This window comes from Pseudomonas schmalbachii (genome assembly GCF_017589465.1).
GTDB classification, from domain to species: domain Bacteria; phylum Pseudomonadota; class Gammaproteobacteria; order Pseudomonadales; family Pseudomonadaceae; genus Pseudomonas; species Pseudomonas schmalbachii.
In genome coordinates this window covers 583,253-602,958 of sequence record NZ_JAELYA010000002.1, presented here as the reverse complement: position 1 = coordinate 602,958, position 19,706 = coordinate 583,253, and the positions used below count along the sequence as shown (strand labels likewise).

Here is a 19,706-nt window from a genome sequence, read left to right as displayed (position 1 = left end):
TCAGGCCTCCGGGGCTAACCCCAGGCTGGCAAGTTGTTGGAGGTTGCCGCTGTGCTGGATCAGGCGCGGATCGTTCAGCGGCAGGTCGCGGCCGGTCTCGCGCTCGATGATCGCCTTCAGTTTAGCCCGGTCGATGGTGCCGTCCGCGCCGACCGCGTCTTTCAGTTTTTCCGGGGCAACCGAGTATTTGGCGTCCGGCAGGTAGATCGCGCCGGTGGCGAAGTCTACGCCGAAGGCGATCAGCCCCGGGATGACATAGAACAACAGGCCGATGGCGTCGAACACGGCGACCGCCGGGTCGATGCGGCCGTCGATCTGGCCGCGGCGATCCGGATAGAAGAGGGTGCCGCAGGCGGCCAGCTGGCTGAGCAGGGTTGCACTGAGAACCGCGCAGGAAACTCGGGTGGCGAAACGCATGGAGAACCTCCGGGGGAATGGATGCGGGCAACTATATCAATGCGGCGTGGGGCGCCTCTATCGCCCCAGGCGCAAATACTGCTGTCCTCTTTCTGAGACTGCACGGGGTGCCGGCCGGTTCGACGTTTATAATCGCCGGTTCTCACCAGCCTTCCATTGCGGATGGCCGAAGTATCAGGAGCCGGCATGAATTCCCTTCCCATCGACAGCGTGCTTCCCGCCCTGCGCGGGGCGCTCGCCGCCCGCCATGAGGTCGTGCTGGAAGCGCCGCCGGGAGCCGGCAAGACCACCCGCGTGCCGCTGGCGCTGCTCGACGAGCCGTGGCTGGCCGGGCAGGGCATCCTCATGCTGGAACCGCGCCGGCTGGCTGCGCGGGCGGCGGCCGAGCGGCTGGCCAGCGAGCTGGCCGAGAAGGTCGGCGAGACCGTCGGCTACCGCATCCGCCTGGAAAGCCGGGTCGGCCCGAAGACCCGCATCGAGGTTGTCACCGAAGGCATCCTCGCCCGCCGCCTGCAGGACGACCCGGCGCTGGAAGGCGTCGGTCTTGTCATCTTCGATGAATTCCACGTTTTGCCATTTGCATCAAAAAACCTTCGTTTCTTGTCAAAAATTCGGGCCTTGGTGAGAGCTTGGCGGCTTGAGCAGTGGTGCTCGTGGCGCACCCCAACTCTATACGCCTCGGCACACACGTTCCAGCTCGCCAGACTGCACCATCCTTGTGATGGCCTTTCCAACAGTCTCTTGAGCCTGGCTTCCCAAAGAGTTGAAACGTTTCAGTGTGAATGGGCGCCCTTTTGAAATCTCTTCACGCGTTGCCTGACCAACTCGGCGGTGGAGGCCACTTCTGAAATCATATGTAATCACCTGGTCAACTTACGAAACCTAGTCTGCGCCTGCGAAGGTTTGTCCTTCGGCTCGGTGGCGAGCCAGATGGCGTCGATGCGGATCATTGCATGAGCCTACGCACGAAGCGGGCGCAGCCTTCAGGTAGGTGGATTTGCCGGGCGGTTACATATTATTGACGACACAGGAGTTGATCCGCCAATGGGCGCGAAAAGCCCCTGGATTATCCAGCCAGGGGCTTTAAGATCGACTAACGAGCCGAGAAGGGCGAGGTCATCGCCTTGAGTGGACGACGCTCAAGGTTAAAGGTATCCACAAAACGCAGATCTGGTGACCAGTCGGATCCTAGCAATTCGGCCAGCGCACTCGACTCAAGACTCCAAAGGGGGTGAACGACCACGTATCGCGTTACGCGCCCGGCAATCCGTTCTACTAGGCAGGGCAATCCAGAATGCGGCATGCAATCAGGAGTCAATGTGCCAGGTCGCATCTGAGCAACATTGTCCGTCAGCCATTCGGCCCGAGCGCGCCAGCCATGGATTTCAGGGTAATGCGCGTCTTGCGATTTTAGCCCGCATGCGTAGTCCGGCATGGACATGGCCCGTAGATAAGCTAGACCCAAGCGCCAATCGAGTAGACCGTGATAGCGCCGGTTACCGAAACGCTGAATGCAGCGGTAGCAAGATGTGTGGCATTGCGCCGCGTGCTCGCCCTCCGCCGACAATCTTAGAAAATCCATCAGGGGCCACTGATCGTGGCTTTCCAGAATACTACTGAGAATATTGAGGATTTTCGGCCGCGAGCCGCCCGGAACAGTTTCACCAAGGCGACGGCATAAGCCGGACCCGTTGATCAACGCATCGGCAATCTGCAGCATTGGCTTTCCAGATCGCACTCGCGGCTCAAGCGCCTCGAACTCATCGGCGGACACGTCCAGCTCCAAGGCTGCCCTTTGCACAAGGATCTGCGTAGCACTGATCGCGGCCGCGCGCGTCGGCAGGTGGGCGAATTCGCCTCGTCGAGCAACGTTCGCCAAGTTCAGCCGGGGGTCAAACTGTCCAAGCTCTAGGTGAACTGAATCCGTCTGCTTGCAGGAAATCAGGCCGACCCTAGGCAGCGGATCACCAAGCTTGCCCCATCGCGCCTGGCCCCAACTGCCGTTGCGTGCACTCCTGAGCCAACCCGCCTCAAATGCCTGCGGCATCCCGTCAATTTGCGGAGACTTTTTAGAGCCCGACGGGATGGGGACCTTCAAATCTTGCGCTTCTTCGATTAGGAACCCCTCGCCGTCGCCTTCAATATTGGCGACACCATCATTCATCTGCATGATGGTGATATCAGCCCCGTGCAGCACCGTAACGTTTCCATGTGACAGGCGCTCACCCTCACGCACCAACGTCGCCATACTGCGTACAGACATGCGTCCGGCGTCTTCTTCGTCATTCTTCGGAGTGAAGTCCGTTCGAAAGCCAGCAGGCGTGACATAGGGCTTAAAATCGCTTGGCAGAATCTCTGCTTGACAGTCACTACAGGGCAATGGCACCTGCGGTAAAGCGTCCCTACGAGTCGCTGAACCACAGGCCGGACAGAGCGCCACATTCGTTTCGGTTTCATACCAGCGGGACAATGCTTTTATCGAAAGATCATCCTTTTTGAAACTTTGGGGCGTTGACAGGCTACCGGTAAAGCCGACCACTCGGTGCTTTTGCTTGTCCTTAACAAGAACCGAGCCTGGTGCGTACTCGTAGACCGCAAGATCAAGGTCACGGTCCATGGTCGACCATTCATATTCTTCCTCTTCACCCACCTTCACAGTGCGAAGGCCTAGGTAAAGATTTCGGACACGGGTAGGCATACCATACATTGGCAATAAGCCCCATTCCGCCAGGAAGCGCGCGAGCCCCATATTAGAGTCTGGAGCGTATTGTCTCAGATCCTCAATCTCATTCAGCAGACCGTCGACCTCCGCTTTCTCGGCAAGGCGAACGCACTGATGCGGGTCGAAAGAGGAGGTAGCAATGAAATTGTCTCGCTCTGCAATTGTTTTTTGCAGGGCCCCACGCAAACGCTCTGGCCAGTTCGCTTGAGCGTCATGATAGTAATCGTGGGTCGAAACGTATTCACCATGCACGTCAGGGGGCATGAGCAGATCACCCGGGTACTCGTCCCCAGAGTTGGCACACTGATCGCGCAGATACTTGAACGCAGTGCGTAGCCAATTCTTACGTACCAAACGCAGCGGAATGGGATCATGGCCTATAGCAAGGAAAGGCGGCGGCGGCGGGTCCCCAGTGATCGCGTGCGGATGTGCGAAATAGTAGGCGTCGTGACTGCGGCCACGGCAGAAAGTGATTACCAGCGAGAAGGCCTGACCACGGCGACCGGCTCGGCCAACCCTCTGTTGATAGTTGAACCGTTGGGGCGGCATGTTGGCTTGGTACACGCTTTGTAGGGCCCCAATGTCAATTCCCACCTCCATCGTGGTAGTAACCGAAAGCATGTCGATTTCCCGAGCACTTTTTTGGATCTCGTTCTCGCCGTCAACAAAGATCCCCTTGAACTTGCGCAGGCGATCTGAAAAGTCATCCGTCTGGCCTGTTAACTCCTCAACGCGCAACCGGAATCGACCGACTCCTTCCTCTTGCCCTCGAACGATGCGACTTCCCAAGAAGTTATTGCGCCACAGTTCCCCTGCCTGCCCGGTCGGTTGCTCGTCAAGGGCTTCTCCGCAGCGAGTGCATCGGCCGGGCCCTCGGTGAAGATGTACCCGTTCGCAGTTGCCACAGCGCCAATAGGAATCGTTCTCCCTTGCGACTTTGAGATACAACTTGCCAATGTGAATGATGCAGCTCTGATGCTCAAGGGCCGAGAACTCATTCAGAACGTTACTTAGGCCATCCGTGGCGGCACCGGATCCGAACACCGCCTGAGCAAAGCGCTGCACGCGCTTGTTCTTCACATCAGATCCCAACACCCATTCATTCAAACGCTCGCCGTCTACAAACTTATTGTCCAGGACACGATAAGCACCGGCAAATACACGCAGCCAGGCGTCCAGATGATCCGCTTTTGATTCATCTCCATCCATGATGGATGGATAGGCTAGGCCCGTCTCTTCCAACGCGAAAAACGTGTTCGCGAAAATTACGTCATCAATTAACTCGTACTGACCTGAGAGTATCTCTTGGTTGAGGCCAGCTTGCTGTACACCATTTAGCTTGGGCGAGTAAACGAGTCGACCACCGCTCTCGCTCTGGCTGAACAGTTCGTGCCACTGCTTTCCCTCGAAGGTCTTCTTGCCAATGCGATCGAAAGGGTGGACTCCAAGCGAAACGAATTCCGCGGTAAGCGCGCCGATGTCGGTACCGGCGCTGCACTGAAGCAGTTTGCCCAGCGGGATTTTACCGCTGCCTTTCTTCGTGCCCGAGGCCAACTGTTCGCTGTACTTCGTAATAATTGAGTTAATTTCCTCTTGGTTGCCAGCAGCGTCCGCCAAAAGTTGTTGGAGTTGCGCCGGGTCGATCCAATCTGCATCCGCCTGATCAACCAATGTGCGTGCAGCAGTAACCAGCATTTCACGTCGCAGGTCCCGGAGATGTAGTGTTTCGATTTCCAACGCTTGGTTGGCCGCATCCTGTCGGCTGTCCGAGAACACAATCCCCTTCGGTTGAGCGCCGATCGCGTGCAGCAACTCAAATAGCTCCGTAGCCACCAGCTGCGAGGTTTTAGTGACACCGGTGCGGAAGGCGCGAATCGGCGAACGCGAACGACTCGAGATGGGGCGGTTAGAGTAGTCTGTGCCGCACTTCGGACAGCAGAACGGTTGCGCCATCAACGGCCCCATTACCTTACCGTTGCGACCTTTCACCGCCGCCTCCAGCTGTCGATACAGGTACCCGCCAACATGTCCGACAGGTACGGCTTGCTCGATCGACACCAACCCTGTTTCGGGATTCAAACTAGCGGCTTCCCAAGCGTCGTAGTCCCGCTCTGAACCAGACCATTGTGTTCGTCGTGGCCAGAAGACCGCGAATTCGTCGAGCGTCATCTTGTCGTAGTATTCCGAACCGACTTTCTCGGGCAGATTGTCGAGGTCTGCCGCCGCCGGTAGCAGCTCGGTCACGCAGCTATCCGCGATCTTCTGCCCGCGCTGGCCGCCGATCAGCAGATCGCCGCAGGCCTCGCAATACAACAACTCGAAGAGTCGACGACCGCGACCGCCTTCCTTTTCGGGCTTCGCATGAGTCACCCCACGCTCCACCGTGAAATCGCTGAAGACCGGGGTAGAGCCGTCGGGTGTGACCGAGGCGAATAGCCCCTCGATGTTGCGGATGAAGGTGTGAACGCGAAATGCTGGAGTGGTTTGCGAGACGCTCACTGGCCAGGAATTCGATTCAGGAAGGGCACGCGCCAGTAACAGGCCCCGCAAAGCTTTGTCGAGGTCGACAGAACCAGCCTTGAAGATGCGTGCGGCCATATCTTTTGCAGCAGTCGCCCGAACATCGCTTCCGTCGTAGCAGGCTTGCGTCAGCACTGCTCCAGCAGCTTCGGCTAGCGCCTTAACTCGTTCTCCTGCCTCGGTCGCAGAGACGGATAGAGCATAAGCCGCCTGTTCCACGGCTAAACTCATCGCCTCCGCACTACCGATCTTTGCGACGAAATCCTTTTTGCCGCCCAGCGCTGCCTCAAGGAGGTCGACGAAAGGCTGTGCATCAATCGGTCCCTTGGCGAAAGTCGGAAGGTGTGGAGTCCCGACCACGATGCAATCGCGCCAGAAATCCAGATTGGTGACACCCGGGTCGTTCGCATTGCAGCTGGTGCCGTAGGGGGCGAATAGATCGCGTAGGTAAGCCAGCGACTGCGGCCCCTCTTCCCCGTCGATTGGCAGAGAGGCCGAAGACGCCAGCAAACGCAATTTATGCCGATGCGCCGGCTGGTCGAGACCCAGCCGTTGGATGAGCGTTTTCACTAGGAACGCTGTTTCTGTGCCGGCAGAACCGCGGATCAGGTGCAGTTCGTCAAAGACCAGATAGAAATAGGCATCCTCGTTGTTCAGCAACCATTCACGAGTCTGGGTGAATACCGGCTCTTCGACTTCTCGCGAGAGCATGGTTCCAAGCATCGAAGCGTTAGTGACAAGGATGTCCGGCGGGTTAACCTGCATGTCCCAGCGCGAAAGCATTTCGGCACCATCAACCGCCGGGAATATGTAGCGAGTCTTGTCGGACGTCTCCTTCCCCTCGCGAAGCGCAGTAGCCTCTGCTTCGCGATCGAATCGTAGCGCCGCGTCTTGGTCGCGCTTGAATCTTCGCATCGCCTCGCGCAGGCGCGTGACGCGTCGGGCCCGACGCTGCCTTTCGTCTTTGTTATCGGCAATGCGCGGGTGCCGTTCGAACCCCGTGACGGGGGTAGAGCTTGTATATTGGCCAAAGAAAATCCGATTACCTTTAAATCGCTCCTGCATCACCTCACGTGCGTCGTCCGAGTCGAGCGATTTGCGTAGACGCTGCATCTGGTCTTCGACCAGGGCGTTCATGGGATATATCACTAGTGTCCTGACAGCGCTTGGACGGCTTTCACGCTGTCGCTGCGGCGACCACTGCGCTCTATCTTCGCTCCACCAGTTCTTTTGAAGGTAATCACCGCCGGGAGCGTCCCACGTCACTGCTTCGTTGGCGATCGCTGCCAACACAGGCAACATGAAGCTTTCGGTTTTACCGCTGCCGGTTCGTGATGTAACGATACCTGGCATACCGGGTAGCAGCCCCCGTCGGAGCATTTCGACCTGGTGGTCATACGGCGCATAAGGCGATACTCGACGAATTTCATCCTCACAATGCCTACCATCGAACAGACCAGAAAGTGCAAGTTCGACAAAGGCGCGCTTACCTTCCCACGTCATCGGTGCGAGCGGACCCTCATCGTCCTGGGCGAGCTGCTCAAGTGTCTTTGAATGCGACTTGTATCGCAGCACCGGCTCAATGAACGGCTCGGTGGCGAGTACGTCTACCTTCTCCAACAGTTTGCGCCTGGCTTCGGCGGCCACCTTATTCGAAATGCGGAAGTTGGTTTCAACATAGTTGATGACGAAATCTTGGATACGGCGGAAACCGCCTATTGGGTCTAGCACGGACTCATCTCCTTATGACTTCGTTTGAGTGCGACCAGCTTGGCGGTGCTGATTCATGAATAATTCGGAAAGTGCCGCCGGGGTCTGTTCATATCGGGCTCCCTGATTCAAGCGAATCCATTCGGTGGCCGTGCGGGCCAGTCGCAGCGCATTTGCCAGCGTCAGTTGGTGGACTAGCGGTGCCACCGCCGTCATGGCGGGTGTAAGGTCCTGCGGGCGCTCACCTGGGTCTAATTGCCGAACATTGGTAGGGGCGAGAGCCATTGGCGCCAATGCAGGTGCCGACGGCGCTATAGTTCCGCTGACTTGGAGCCATGGAGAGTGGCTGCGAATTGCCCGAGCCTCTTCACAATCTCCGTCCTCGACCGTTGCGCAAACAAAGAATCGCCGCGGCAGCTCACCACGGCGAGCACGCTCCGCAAGTGCCGGGAGCCAGAAACGGGCCCCGGATCGCTCAGCGCTTTCGATAACAGCCAGTACGGTTGCAGGCTCACTTGCGCGGGCAAGTTCCAATCCATGGGTCAAAGAAGTAGCCAGCTGCGTGCCAGCGCGCAACCAGAGATCTTCGAAAGTGATAACTGTGGGATCCGCCTCCAGGCGCACCGATCGCCCGGACGAAAGTAGAGTCTCAGCCGCTATGAGGAAATCCTGCGCTCCTTCGCCATACAACACCGGTAATTCGCCCGCCAGCAACAATGCAAAAAAATGCATCATCCGCTCTTTGCCTACCGGTGTAAGCAGAATGCAGCCTTCAATTGCCTGCACCATGTCCCCAACGCCAAGAGTTGGAACGCTCTGTGGCGGATTGAAGCGCAATGCTGACTCAAGCCTGACGCTCTTCGGTACCTGGATTGAGGCAGCATCCTCTTTGAGCCGCTCGATCTCTTCGACAGCTACGGCTTCACACACCTTAAGGTCCGCCAGGGTCCGATAACCGGTTTCAATCTCGGCGTTGACCCTCTCCTGCTCACCTCTCTGCGCCTCGCGCTGCGCGGTGAGCACATCAAGGTCCTGCAGCAAGTTCTTGCGTCGCGCTTCAAGCTCGACTTCCAACTCCGCTTGGCGGGCCGCTATACGTCCCTCCATAGCCAGCATTTGCGACCTCGTCTGCTCCTTGAATTGGCTTTTCAATGCCTCAGATTGCTCTGTTTCCAGTTTCTTCAACTCGATATCGACTGCCGACAAACTCTCCTCGCGCAGCGTCACGATTTCCTGCGCTAGCTCATTCTTAAGCGAGTCACGAATAGATTCGCGCTCCTGCTCAGCAATTGCTTGAATTTCATTTTCGAGGTGAGCGCGCATCCTCGCATCCGCGAGGAGCAAATCCGTCACTTCCCCAAGCAGTTCCTTGTCAGCCAGCAGCCGTTTTGCCAGACCACCTGAACGGGCGGCTTGTTGCGCCGCCAATCTATCATCAGGGCTTGTCCCAACTTGATGTGTTGCTTCATTGGCGTGACGCTTCAACCATCGTATAACCGCCTCAGCACTTGGGTCGTGCGCCCCCGCCATAGCGCGCACGATGCGCTTGATGTACCCCTCATCAGGCGACCAGTCGAGTTCATCTAGGCATTCGGCACCCCGCTTCCCTTCGTAAAGGAGAATCTCTCCCGCACTGGACGGTATGCGATGCAATAGCTCTGATTCGTATGCATACACATAGAAACTACTGCCAGTCGCCATTCGGTAACGGTTATCTGGCGAGCGCATCAGGGCAAGCATGATGATGCGGTCTTCGCTATAGCGAATCGCCCACGCGCCAGGACGATCAGGCCCGTCTACCCCCTCTTCTGTTAAGCGGCTGCGAAGCGCATCTAGATTTCCTATGCCCTGCAGGTCAAGGAACGGCGTAAGGCGCCGAAAGGTGGATGCTTTCCATTTCCCCCGGGGCTCTTTGTAAGCAATTTGGAAACAGACCCAATCCTCCGGATGATGCTCCGATGCGGTCCGTAACCGAATTTCCACCTCGCCTGACTTAGGGAAGACCTTTTGCGGGTTGTCGAGCAGTGACCATCCTTCTTGGGACCGGATAGCAATGACCTTCACGTTCATGTTGAGATCGTGCCGCTTTGCGCATTGCCCGGCATACCACGCCAAGTTTGCTGCCATAGTTAACTTGACTCCAAGAGAAAGCTAGAGAGTGGTTGAGCCGTTGCGCCATTGCAGACGCAATCGACCGAGAGAGCGGCGGGCGAGTCCAGTCAGGTATGACGCATTCTGCGGCGTCTCGGTGGATAGACCGGAAATGCAGCCAGGCAATTGCCCAGCGAGCCAATGCGCCACTTCATAGTTCGCGGGATAAATGTACTCATCACCACACGGCCCGCCATTTCGAAGCATGCGCCGGCGTATTTCTGTAGCAAGTGCATCGGGGAGTCCGCCTTCACGTGTCTTTAGGACTAGCACCTCATCCCCCGGACGCCATTCAAGCAGTGGCATGCGGGCTAAGGCATAAGCTGAGGCGATGGCGGCGGTACGCGAAAGATAGTGACGGGTGCAACCGTTCTGCTCGACGCGGTAGATATCGTGATCCCGCCCGCCGATGTGGGTCAGTCGCACCAGTCGAACATGTTCCTTAGCACCCTTGCCGGGCAGGAAGCGCCCTACATGCCAAGCCCAGGCATCAGTCGGCGCGTAGTGAAGGGCTTGATGTCTAGTTTCGGCAAACGCGAAGGGGTTTCCTTCCGCTCCCACAGGTTCGACCACGAAGTGCCAGCCGAGAAGCTCGGCGAGCGCTTTGGCCGAAACGCCTTTAGCACCGAGCACTGGCGGGGCCCAAGGGGTATCGCCTAGATGGCGGAAAGCGGCCCCACCAAAGCCTCCAACAGCCAGCTTAAAGTCGTCGACCATCCTCGAGCAAAGCGCGCCTTCCACCAGTGCCAGCACACTATCTCCATGGTGGACTTCGATAATGCTTGGCTCTCTCAGGGTCCAAACGCGCCCTTTCCAGCCCGCACGCAGACGTGGCTCGACGATGCCAGCATCCCGCAGACTTCGTAGCAGATGCCAAGGATTCGTATTGTCCTCGGCCCGCCCCAATAGAGCGATGATCTGTGCTTCTTCCCATCCACTTCGGCCGCTGGCGTAGACCGCCTCGAGAAGATCCGCACAAGCTGGCTCTTCCGGCTCCCACGCCAGTATGGTCGGCGTACTAACGTTAAGGCGTTGCGACGCAGCCACTTTCCAGTCACGTAATGGCGGCAACTTAGAGCGCGCGCACTCAAGTGTCGCGTGTGCGAAGGCGTTGCTAACAAATTGCAAACGAATGCTCCAAGGAGCATGTTCTTCACCACGTAATAGGGTCGGATGAATAAAGAATGCGCCCTCAAGCGGCTGCAAGGCTTTGAGCTGGCCCTGCTCGATGCTCAGCGAGACCTCTGCTGAGTATGCTAACGGGCTGCGGATAACATACTCAGAGGTATCGGACTCGAGAATGGGTAGAAAGCGTGGACGGCCCAGCCAGCGGCCATTGCTGCGCACACCACTGGACAAATGAGGACGTACTATCCGCTCCTGGTTCGGAAAAAGCAGCTTGGCTTCCCTAAGTGCATCCTTGATAGCAGCAAGGGTCAGAGGTTGGGGCGTAATCCACCATGCGCCTACTTCAACAAGCACGCCAAGTCGATCACCGATTTTCCGCTTGTGTCTCTCCGCCACGGCTACATGCAAGCCAAAAGCAGAATCGTTTGCTTCCGGCTCGGCGCGCCACCGCCCAGCGCCGACCAGTCGAAAGAAGACAACACCTAATGCGGCGGCGGTTGCCAGGTTCTCGCTTTGCGCGACACCGGCAGCGGCCAGCGCATCATTCAGCGAAGCAAACGGCTCCGGCTCGCCTTCTTCATCGCTGCAAGCAAAAAAAAGCGCCCGCTTGTCCGCATCAAAAAGCATTTCGACCGTGACGCTTGGGCGAGTCGATCGCCCAGTCAACGTCGAGGCGCGCTCCAGCAGCCGCCAGAAGCGCAGATCGCCCAACGCGCGACGCTGATTGTAATAAGCGCCTCGAAATTCTTCGAACGCGCTTTGGAGGCCCCAAGAGGCGCGATCATCCGACAGTTCTCTCGGAAACGCCGCAATGCTGACGTGCAGGTTGCGGAGAACATCCGGGTGCTCTTGGCAAAAGTGGGCGACCAGGCGAAGGTCAGCGTTGCTCGGAAACGATAGGCGCCGGGTGTAGCCGATATGCGACCAACTACCAGGATTGGGTAGGATCAGGCGGCGAAACTGCTCTCCCGCCTGGACGCGCCTATCCAGCCAACTCGCGAGGCTCTCCCACATAAGAGCGATCCCGCGGAGATTTGAAACAGCAGCGTCAATCCCCAGCCATTTCATGAGCTTATGACGAAACTCTCCGCTTTGGGTTGTGTTGCCTTCCAGAAGGCTGTCGATTAGCAAAGTGAATGCAAGATAGGAAAAGCAGTTGGGCACATCCATCTTTTCATAGCGCTGGGACCCTAAGCGCAGCGAGTCCATTAGTAGTAGGTCGCGTGACAGCATGGAGCGAAAGGCATTCTCGACTTCGCTCTCAAATTCGCGTGGGGCGCCGCAGGCTAGCGCCAGTGTGCGCGGGGTGACTTCGAACGAACGGATGGGGCTAGCGTCGCCATCCGGGCCGATGGCAAGGAAATAGTTGACGAGTCGTTTTTCCCACGCATCAAAAGTACGCGGCAAATCCATAGCATCCTTCCTTGATGAACACGTGATACCCCCTCAGCCCGACTACGGTGTCCATGCTCCCTAGCCTATAAATGGATCAGGACACCTGCCAAAAAAGCCTACCATCGCGGTCAATGTAAATGCATCAACCATTCTGAGTTGGCTGCTTCCAGCCCTAGTAGTAGCAGAATTGATAATATAGAGGCCTTGTGGGTGCTCATCTAATTTGGCGCCAGCAAGCCAGTAATGCTGAGCAGAGTAATGTCATCCAATTTTGTGGCATAAAATCAATCAGCAAGGTGCTAGGCTAAGCATTTGCATAAATTTTTACAGGCCAATTTTCACTGCCAGTAGCTGTACTTTCCCGCGCAACGATAGTCAGCGGCTCTAGCAGACGATCAGCAAGAAATCGAACCGAGGGGACTGCAACACCATCTCCTATTACCTTAAATGCATGGTGATAGATTTCAGGTAGCACATATGTATTTCCCAGTCCCATCAAGGCAGCTGCTTCTTGAATAGAAAGTAGGCGAGTCCTAACCTGCCCTCTCCCCGCTACAATAATTCTTGGCCGGGAGCCCCCGCCCCTCGGCGTTCTTAGGCATCCCAAGATTGGAGCGAATGTTATCTCTGCACGCTGCTTGTTAGTGCCGCCTTCTCGGCGCATTCGTAAATAAAGACTGCCAACTGTGACGTTCTCTGCAAGCTTTGCTTCTTCTAGTCGAGCCAGATGGGTGGGCGTCATCATATTGATGAATCGTTTGGTTTCGTCAGGTGTATGCCATTCAACTCCCTCGAGCTTAATTAGATTCTCTAGAGCATTTTCCTCTAGTGCAGGAGCAGGCCCTAAGTCCCACCAGACCCACTCTTCGTGTGCCAGTTGGGGTAGTGTTTTGTGTGCACGAAGGAGAGTCGGAGTGTGCCACGAGGCCGTTGCCATTCCGTGAGAAAGCTTTCGGGGAATTTCGATGTCGCGTCGCACTGCTATGATAAAAACCCTCGGGCGTGACTGGGGCAGAAAGTGTTTTGCATCGATAATAACTGCCCCGTAGCGATACCCAATCTCTCCCAGCCTTAAACAAATCGCCGCGAAGTCACGACCTTGTTCCAGAGTTAGCAGCCCAACTACATTCTCTAGAACTAATAGAGGAGGCTGCCGGGATTCCTGGCGCATCTCTTCTATTAGATCAAGAAATGGCCAGAGCGCGCCAGACCGTGTAAATTTTTCGGTGCTAGAACTACCAATTCCCAAACCATTTCCAGCGACAGATAAATCCTGGCATGGGAACGACGCCCATGCCAGATCACCAAAAGATTTTAGGTCTTCCGTTTTAACTTCTCGAACATCTCGACCGTCGAAATGACAATCCCCCCAATTCTTTACATACGTTGACGCTTTAACGGAATCCATGTCGTTGGCAAACAAGCATTGCCATTGATCGCCAAGCCCAGCCCGAGCCATACCTCCGCCCGCGAAAAACTCAAAGAAACTATATTTGTCGCTCATTTTTTCCTTGCAAGCGGGCTAAAAGCGGGTCTCAGCACGCCATGTTGGTCTATATTAAAAATAATGGCTTTTTACTTGACGGCCAGAAACTGTGGCGCCAGTGCGCGATGCGAAGGTGTGGACGTGGAACGCGCAGAGATCATGAGGGCCGTGAAGTCTAAGAATACTGGGCCAGAACTTGCAGTGAGAAGGATCGTTCATGCTCTCGGTTATCATTATAGACTGCATAGGCGAGACCTCCCTGGTAAGCCTGACTTAGTATTCCTTGGGCGACGCAAGGTAATATTTGTCCATGGCTGCTTTTGGCACGGGCATTCTTGCTCGCGAGGAGCCCGCGAGCCGAAAACTAATGCAGAATACTGGCATTCCAAAGTTTCCCGCAACCGTGAGCGAGATGCGAAAAATGTGGCCCGACTGACGGCGCTCGGCTGGCGCATCCACATTGTGTGGGAGTGCGAACTCAGAGACCGAGCTGCGCTGACGCATCGATTAAGGTTTTTTTTGGAAGGCTAAGCTTAGTAAAAGTAGAGCAGCCTTAGGCAGTTTCGCGGCTATCTATGAGCGACCCGAACTGAGCAGGGCACCGGGCGTGATTGACATATCGCCGTGCCGTAACTGTCTCCCTCGTCTCTATAATTGGTGGCTCAGCTAGGAGCCATCATGAGTCTGTTGCCGATCGAATCTGCTTTGCCCGCTTTGCGAGATGCCTTGTCTGCACGTAATGAAGTTGTACTTGAGGCCGCGCCGGGGGCAGGCAAAACAACGCGAGTCCCAATAGCGCTGCTGGAAGAGCCATGGCTGGCTGGCCAGGCCATTGCCATGCTCGAACCACGTCGACTAGCTGCCAGAGCCGCAGCTGAGCGATTGGCGAGCCAGCTGGGTGAAAGCGTTGGGCAGACGGTTGGTTATCGAATTCGCTTAGAAAGTAAGGTCGGTCCGCAGACGCGAATTGAGGTCGTGACTGAAGGCATCCTCGCCCGCCGCCTGCAGGACGACCCGGCGCTGGAAGGCGTCGGCTTGGTGATCTTCGACGAGTTCCACGAGCGCAGCCTGGACGCCGACCTCGCCCTGGCGCTGACTCTCAACGGCCGCGCCCTGCTGCGTGACGAGCCGCCGCTGAAGGTGCTGGTGATGTCGGCGACGCTGGAGGGCGAGCGGCTGTCCGCGTTGCTCGACGATGCACCGGTGGTCCGCAGCGAAGGCCGCATGTTCCCGGTGGATATCCGCTGGGGTCGGCCGTTCCAGCCCGGTGAGTACGTCGAGCCGCGCGTCGTGCAGACGGTGTTGCAGGCGCTGGCCGACGAGTCCGGCAGCCTGCTGGTGTTCCTCCCCGGGCAGGCGGAGATTCGTCGCGTCGCCGAGCAACTGGGCGATGCCCTGGCCGGCCGCGACGAGGTTCTGCTCTGTCCGCTGCATGGCGAACTGGAACTGTCCGCCCAGCGTGCCGCCATCGAGCCGGCGCCGCCCGGCAAGCGCAAAGTGGTGCTGGCCACCAACATCGCCGAGACCAGCCTGACCATCGACGGCGTGCGCGTGGTGGTGGACGCCGGGCTGGCGCGGGTGCCGCGTTTCGATCCGGGCAGCGGCATGACACGTCTCGATACCCAGCGCATCTCCCGCGCCTCCGCCACCCAGCGCGCCGGCCGCGCCGGGCGCCTGGAACCGGGCGCCTGCTACCGCCTGTGGTCGGAGGCCCAGCATGACCAACTGCCCGCCCACGGCACGGCGGAAATCCTCCAGGCCGACCTCGCCGGCCTGGCCCTGCAACTGGCGCGCTGGGGCGTCGCGCCGGGCGAACTGGCCTGGCTGGATGCGCCGCCGTCGGCGGCTTATGCACAGGCGCTGGACCTGCTGGAACGCCTCGGCGCGCTGGCCTCGCGTACCGGCGGCGGCAGCCTGACCGGTCACGGCCAGGCCATGGCCGAACTGCCGGCGCACCCGCGCATCGCCCATCTGCTGCTGCGCGGCCATGCCCTCGGCCTCGGCCAGATGGCCTGCGATCTCGCCGCGCTGCTCGGCGAGCGCGACATCCTCCGTGGCGGCGATGCCGACCTGCATCACCGCCTGGCCCTGCTCGCCGGCGAACAGGGCGCGCCGCGTGCCAGCCGAGGCGCGGTGCAGCGGGTGCGACAGCTGTCGCGGCAGTTCCGTGGCTATCTGCGTGGCCAGCCGAACGAGCCGGTGGCCGATCCGGATCATCCACGCTGGCTCGGCGGCCTGCTGGCCTTCGCCTATCCCGACCGCATCGCTTTGCAGCGCCGCGCCGGGGGCGGGGAATACCGGCTCGCCAATGGCCGCGCCGCGCTGTTCGCCGAGCCGGATGCGCTGATGAAGGAACCCTGGCTGGTGATCGCCGACCTCGGCAGCCGTCAGGGCCAGCGTGAGGAACGCATCTACCTGGCGGCGGCGCTGGATCCGGCGCTGTTCGAGTCGATCCTCGCCGAGCAGGTGGGTGTGCGCGACGAACTGGACTGGGACGAGCGCGAAGGCGTGCTGCGCGCCGAACGCCAGCGCCGCGTCGGCGAACTGGTGCTGAGCCGCGAAGCCCTGCCGGGCCTGGACGAGGCCGCGCGCGGCAAGGCGCTGCTCGGCCTGGTGCGGCGCAAGGGGCTGGAGCTGCTGCCGTGGACGCCGGAGCTGCGCCAGTGGCAGGCGCGGGTGCTGTTGCTGCGCCGGCTCGATCTGGAAGCCAAGGGTGAAAGCGAATGGCTTGATGTCAGCGACGCGTCCCTGCTGGACTCGCTGGAAGACTGGTTGCTGCCGTATCTCGGCAAGGTCTCGCGGCTGGCGCATTTCGCCAATCTTGAGCTGGCCGGGATTCTTCACGCCGTGCTGCCCTGGCCGCTGCCGCAACGCCTCGACGAACTGGCGCCGCGCACGCTGCAGGTGCCGTCCGGCTCGAACATCCGCCTGGACTATAGCGAGTTCCCGCCGGTGCTGGCGGTGCGACTGCAGGAGCTGTTCGGCCTCGCCGACACGCCGCGCATCGCCGGCGGGCGGGTAGCGGTGAAGCTGCACCTGCTGTCGCCAGCGCAGCGACCGGTGCAGGTGACGCAGGATCTGGCCAACTTCTGGCGCAGTACCTATGCCGAGGTGAAGAAGGATCTGAAGGGCAGATATCCCAAGCACTACTGGCCTGATGATCCCTTGATAGCGGAACCTACAGCCCGAGCCAAACCGCGTAAGCCGTGAATCTCGGCTAGCCCACGCCCAGCGCCTCGCCCAGCCAACTGCAGAAACTCCGGGTCAGCGGGTCATCCGCGCTGTCGCGGTTCACCAGCCAGCTCCAGTTCGGGCCGCGCACCGTCTGTTCCGTCAGGGGCGCCAGCAATCCCTGTGCTCTGGCGCACTCTGCCAGCAGCCGGCTGACCAGGGCGATGCCCAGGCCCTGGGCTGCGGCATCCAGCAGCAGTCCCGGATCGGAGAAGTTCAGGCCCTGGCTGCGCTGGCCGACGTCGGCGCCGCCTTGCAGTTCCCAGTGACTCCAGTCCATCTCGCGTTCGCCGTGAAGGGTGCAGCGAGCGTCCTGCGCTTGTGCCAGCAGATCCGGGTGGCTGGCCGGGTAGAGGCGGTCTTCCAGCAGGATTCGATAGTCGCATTCGGCCTGGGCGCTGAGGTCGTCGCGCACGGCGATATCGATAGTCTGGGTGGCCATGTCCGGCGTGTCGTTGGTGGTGAACAGCCAGAGATCGACCTCGGGGTGACGCCGGTGGAAGTCGGCCAGATGCGGCACCAGCCAGTGCCGGGCGAAGGCCGGGGTGGTGTTGACCACCAACTGGTTGGGCTTGCGGTACTGCTCCAGGCGGCGAATGCCGACCGCCAGTTGCTGCAGCAGCGACTGGGTGGTGCTGAGCAGATCGAAGCCGGCGTCGGTCAGCGCCACGCTGCGGCCACTGCGGTAGAACAGCGGCTGTTCGAGGAAGCCTTCCAGGCTGCGGATCTGCTGACTGATGGCCGACTGGGTGAGGTTCAGCTCTTCGGCAGCCTTGTGGAAGCTGCCGAGGCGGGCGGCGGCTTCGAAACCGCGCAGGGCGTTCAGTGGGGGCCAGTGTTTGAGCATGATCGATAAGCCGTGCTGATCAGGAATGCGCAAAATCTATCGTTTGTTCGTCCGTTTTCACAGGCTTAGCATTCATTCCACCACCGCGGCCGCGGTTTCCAGCGATTAATAAAACTTAACTCAAGGAAACCTGTATGCATTTCAACGAAACGCAGAGCGGCTGGATCATGCCCGCAGAATGGGCAACCCATGCGGCGACCTGGATGGCTTTTCCACACAACCGGGCGCTGTGGGAGGCGGGTTGGCGCGTGACGCTGGCCGATGTGCAGGTGGACTTTGCCCGCGTGGCCAACGCCATCGCCCGTTTCGAGCCGGTGAAGATGGTGGTCGACCCTTCGGCGCTGGAGCGTGCCCGTGAACTCTGCGTGGCCAACGTCGAGTTGGTCGAGATGCCGATCAACGACAGCTGGTGCCGCGATTCCGGCCCGACCTTCGTCTGTCATCCGCAGCTGGGCACGGCCGGTGTCAGTTGGCGCTTCAATGCCTGGGGCGGCAAGTCGGCCCATGACCTGGACGAGACCCTTGGCCCGCGCATCCTCGCCAGCCTCGGCCTGGAATGCTTCCCGGCGATGCTGACCAACGAGGGCGGCGCCATCCATGTGGACGGGCAGGGCACGCTGATCACCACCGAGTCGGTGCTGCTCAATCGCAACCGCAATCCCGGCATGAGCAAGGCCGAGATGGAGGAAATCTTCGCCCGCCTGCTGGGGGTGAAGAAGACCATCTGGCTGCCGGGCGACCCGGATTACGTCACCGGCGACATGACCGATGGCCACGTCGACGGCGTGTGCGCCTTTGTTCGGCCCGGTGCGCTGCTGGTGGATGCCACGCGCGATACGTCGTCGGTGTACGCCGAGGTGGCGCGGGAAAATCGCCGCGCGCTGGAGCTGGCGACCGACGCCCAGGGTCGGCATTTCGAGATGGTCGAACTGTTCGAAGCCAGCGAGGCGGTGGACAGTGAGGCCGAGGTTTTCTGCGCCTCCTACACCAATTTCTACATCGCCAACGGCGCGATCATCATGCCGGCCTACGGCATCGCCGCCGACGACGAAGCGGCGGCGACCCTGCGCCGGGCGTTCCCGGGACGCGAAGTGGTACCGGTACGCATCAACCATCTGGCCCACGGCGGCGGCGGGGTGCACTGCATCACCCAGCAACAGCCGGCCTGGCCGCTGAAGGGGTGAGACGATGAGCCTGCTGACTGTCGCCACCACCCAGTTTCCCTGCAGCTGGGATCTGCAAGGCAACCTCGACGAGGCCGAACGGCTGGTGCGCGAGGCTGCCGCCCGGGGCGCGCAACTGATCCTCCTGCAGGAGCTGTTCGCCACGCCGTACTTCTGCATCGAGCAGGATCACAAGCACCTCGCGCTGGCTGAGGAATATGCGCAGAGCCGAGTCCTGAAACGCTTCGCCGACCTCGCCCGGGAACTGGGCGTGGTATTGCCGCTGAGCTGGTTCGAGCGGGCCGGCAACGCCTGCTTCAACTCGCTGGCGGTGGCCGACGCCGACGGGCGCCTGCTGGGGGTGTACCGCAAGACGCACATCCCCAACGCCATCGGCTACCAGGAGAAGGAGTACTTCAGCCCCGGCGATACCGGGTTCCGCGTCTGGGACACCGCTTTCGGCCGCATCGGCGTGGGCATCTGCTGGGATCAGTGGTTCCCGGAAACGGCGCGGTGCCTGGCGCTGATGGGTGCCGAGGTGCTGCTGTATCCCACCGCCATCGGTTCCGAGCCCGGCGCCGCGGCGCTGGATTCCCGCGACCACTGGCAACTGGCCCAGCGTGGCCACGCCGCCGCCAACATCCTCCCGGTGATCGCCGCCAACCGGGTGGGCGAGGAGGTCGCGACGACCGACCCGGAGCTGCGCATGCGTTTCTACGGCTCGTCCTTCATCACCGACCACAAGGGCGCGCTGCTGGCCGAAGCCGACCGCGACTCCACCGGCGTGCTGGTGCAGACGCTGGACCTCGACGCCATGCGTGAGGAACGCCTGAGCTGGGGCATCTACCGTGACCGCCGCCCGGAAATGTACGGCCCGCTGCTGGGTCTTGATGGTCGTCACCCGCACAACCACTGGCAGCGCCAGGGAGCCTGAAC

Annotated in this window: 11 protein-coding genes and 1 pseudogene; 5 read left to right on the top strand and 7 right to left on the bottom strand. The window is 59.7% G+C overall.

What is annotated here, in order from left to right:
• Complete coding sequence (locus JFY56_RS08200) at nt 1–417, bottom strand: polyribonucleotide nucleotidyltransferase (protein WP_208313038.1); 417 nt, start codon at nt 415–417, stop codon at nt 1–3.
• Between the two features lie 186 nt (nt 418–603).
• Here JFY56_RS08200 and JFY56_RS08195 point away from each other — a divergent pair.
• Nucleotides 604–987: pseudogene (locus JFY56_RS08195) on the top strand (DEAD/DEAH box helicase); the annotation flags it as partial.
• A 99-nt stretch (nt 988–1,086) separates the two neighbouring features.
• On the opposite strand, the gene JFY56_RS24720 reads toward JFY56_RS08195, so the two are convergent.
• The 5 genes from JFY56_RS24720 to JFY56_RS08175 all read right to left on the bottom strand — a co-directional run bounded on the left by JFY56_RS24720 (nt 1,087) and on the right by JFY56_RS08175 (nt 13,547).
• Nucleotides 1,087–1,281, bottom strand: a complete 195-nt coding sequence (locus JFY56_RS24720; RefSeq protein ID WP_408004385.1) for a type IV toxin-antitoxin system AbiEi family antitoxin domain-containing protein — start codon at nt 1,279–1,281, stop codon at nt 1,087–1,089.
• A gap of 229 nt (nt 1,282–1,510) precedes the next feature.
• On the bottom strand, nt 1,511–7,390 hold the full coding sequence (locus JFY56_RS08190; protein WP_208313037.1) for a DEAD/DEAH box helicase: 5,880 nt from the start codon (nt 7,388–7,390) through the stop codon (nt 1,511–1,513).
• A gap of 12 nt (nt 7,391–7,402) precedes the next feature.
• Nucleotides 7,403–9,439: a hypothetical protein gene (locus JFY56_RS08185; protein WP_236032481.1), complete on the bottom strand. Its 2,037-nt coding sequence runs from the start codon at nt 9,437–9,439 to the stop codon at nt 7,403–7,405.
• An 81-nt stretch (nt 9,440–9,520) separates the two neighbouring features.
• Nucleotides 9,521–12,061: a hypothetical protein gene (locus JFY56_RS08180; protein WP_208313035.1), complete on the bottom strand. Its 2,541-nt coding sequence runs from the start codon at nt 12,059–12,061 to the stop codon at nt 9,521–9,523.
• A 286-nt stretch (nt 12,062–12,347) separates the two neighbouring features.
• A complete protein-coding gene (locus tag JFY56_RS08175; RefSeq protein ID WP_208313034.1) occupies nt 12,348–13,547 on the bottom strand; it encodes a DNA cytosine methyltransferase in 1,200 nt (399 codons plus the stop codon).
• 63 nt (nt 13,548–13,610) lie between these two features.
• On the opposite strand from JFY56_RS08175, the gene JFY56_RS08170 reads away from it, so the two are divergent.
• Nucleotides 13,611–14,060 (top strand): very short patch repair endonuclease, encoded by a 450-nt coding sequence (locus tag JFY56_RS08170; RefSeq protein ID WP_208313033.1) that lies wholly within the window; start codon nt 13,611–13,613, stop codon nt 14,058–14,060.
• Between the two features lie 147 nt (nt 14,061–14,207).
• Nucleotides 14,208–16,739 carry an ATP-dependent helicase HrpB gene (gene hrpB, locus JFY56_RS08165; RefSeq protein WP_208313032.1) on the top strand — a complete coding sequence of 844 codons (2,532 nt, stop codon included), beginning with the start codon at nt 14,208–14,210 and terminating at the stop codon, nt 16,737–16,739.
• A gap of 7 nt (nt 16,740–16,746) precedes the next feature.
• Here hrpB and JFY56_RS08160 read toward each other — a convergent pair whose 3' ends face one another.
• The gene (locus JFY56_RS08160; RefSeq protein ID WP_208313031.1) at nt 16,747–17,607 is read right to left on the bottom strand and encodes a LysR substrate-binding domain-containing protein; all 861 of its coding nucleotides are present in this window, start codon (nt 17,605–17,607) and stop codon (nt 16,747–16,749) included.
• Between the two features lie 134 nt (nt 17,608–17,741).
• Here JFY56_RS08160 and JFY56_RS08155 point away from each other — a divergent pair, with 134 nt between their 5' ends.
• Both JFY56_RS08155 and aguB read left to right on the top strand, forming a co-directional pair.
• Nucleotides 17,742–18,791, top strand: a complete 1,050-nt coding sequence (locus JFY56_RS08155) for an agmatine deiminase family protein (RefSeq protein ID WP_208313030.1) — start codon at nt 17,742–17,744, stop codon at nt 18,789–18,791.
• Nucleotides 18,792–18,795: 4 nt separating this feature from the next.
• A complete protein-coding gene (gene aguB / locus JFY56_RS08150; protein WP_208313029.1) occupies nt 18,796–19,704 on the top strand; it encodes an N-carbamoylputrescine amidase in 909 nt (302 codons plus the stop codon).
• Nucleotides 19,705–19,706 lie beyond the last annotated feature (2 nt).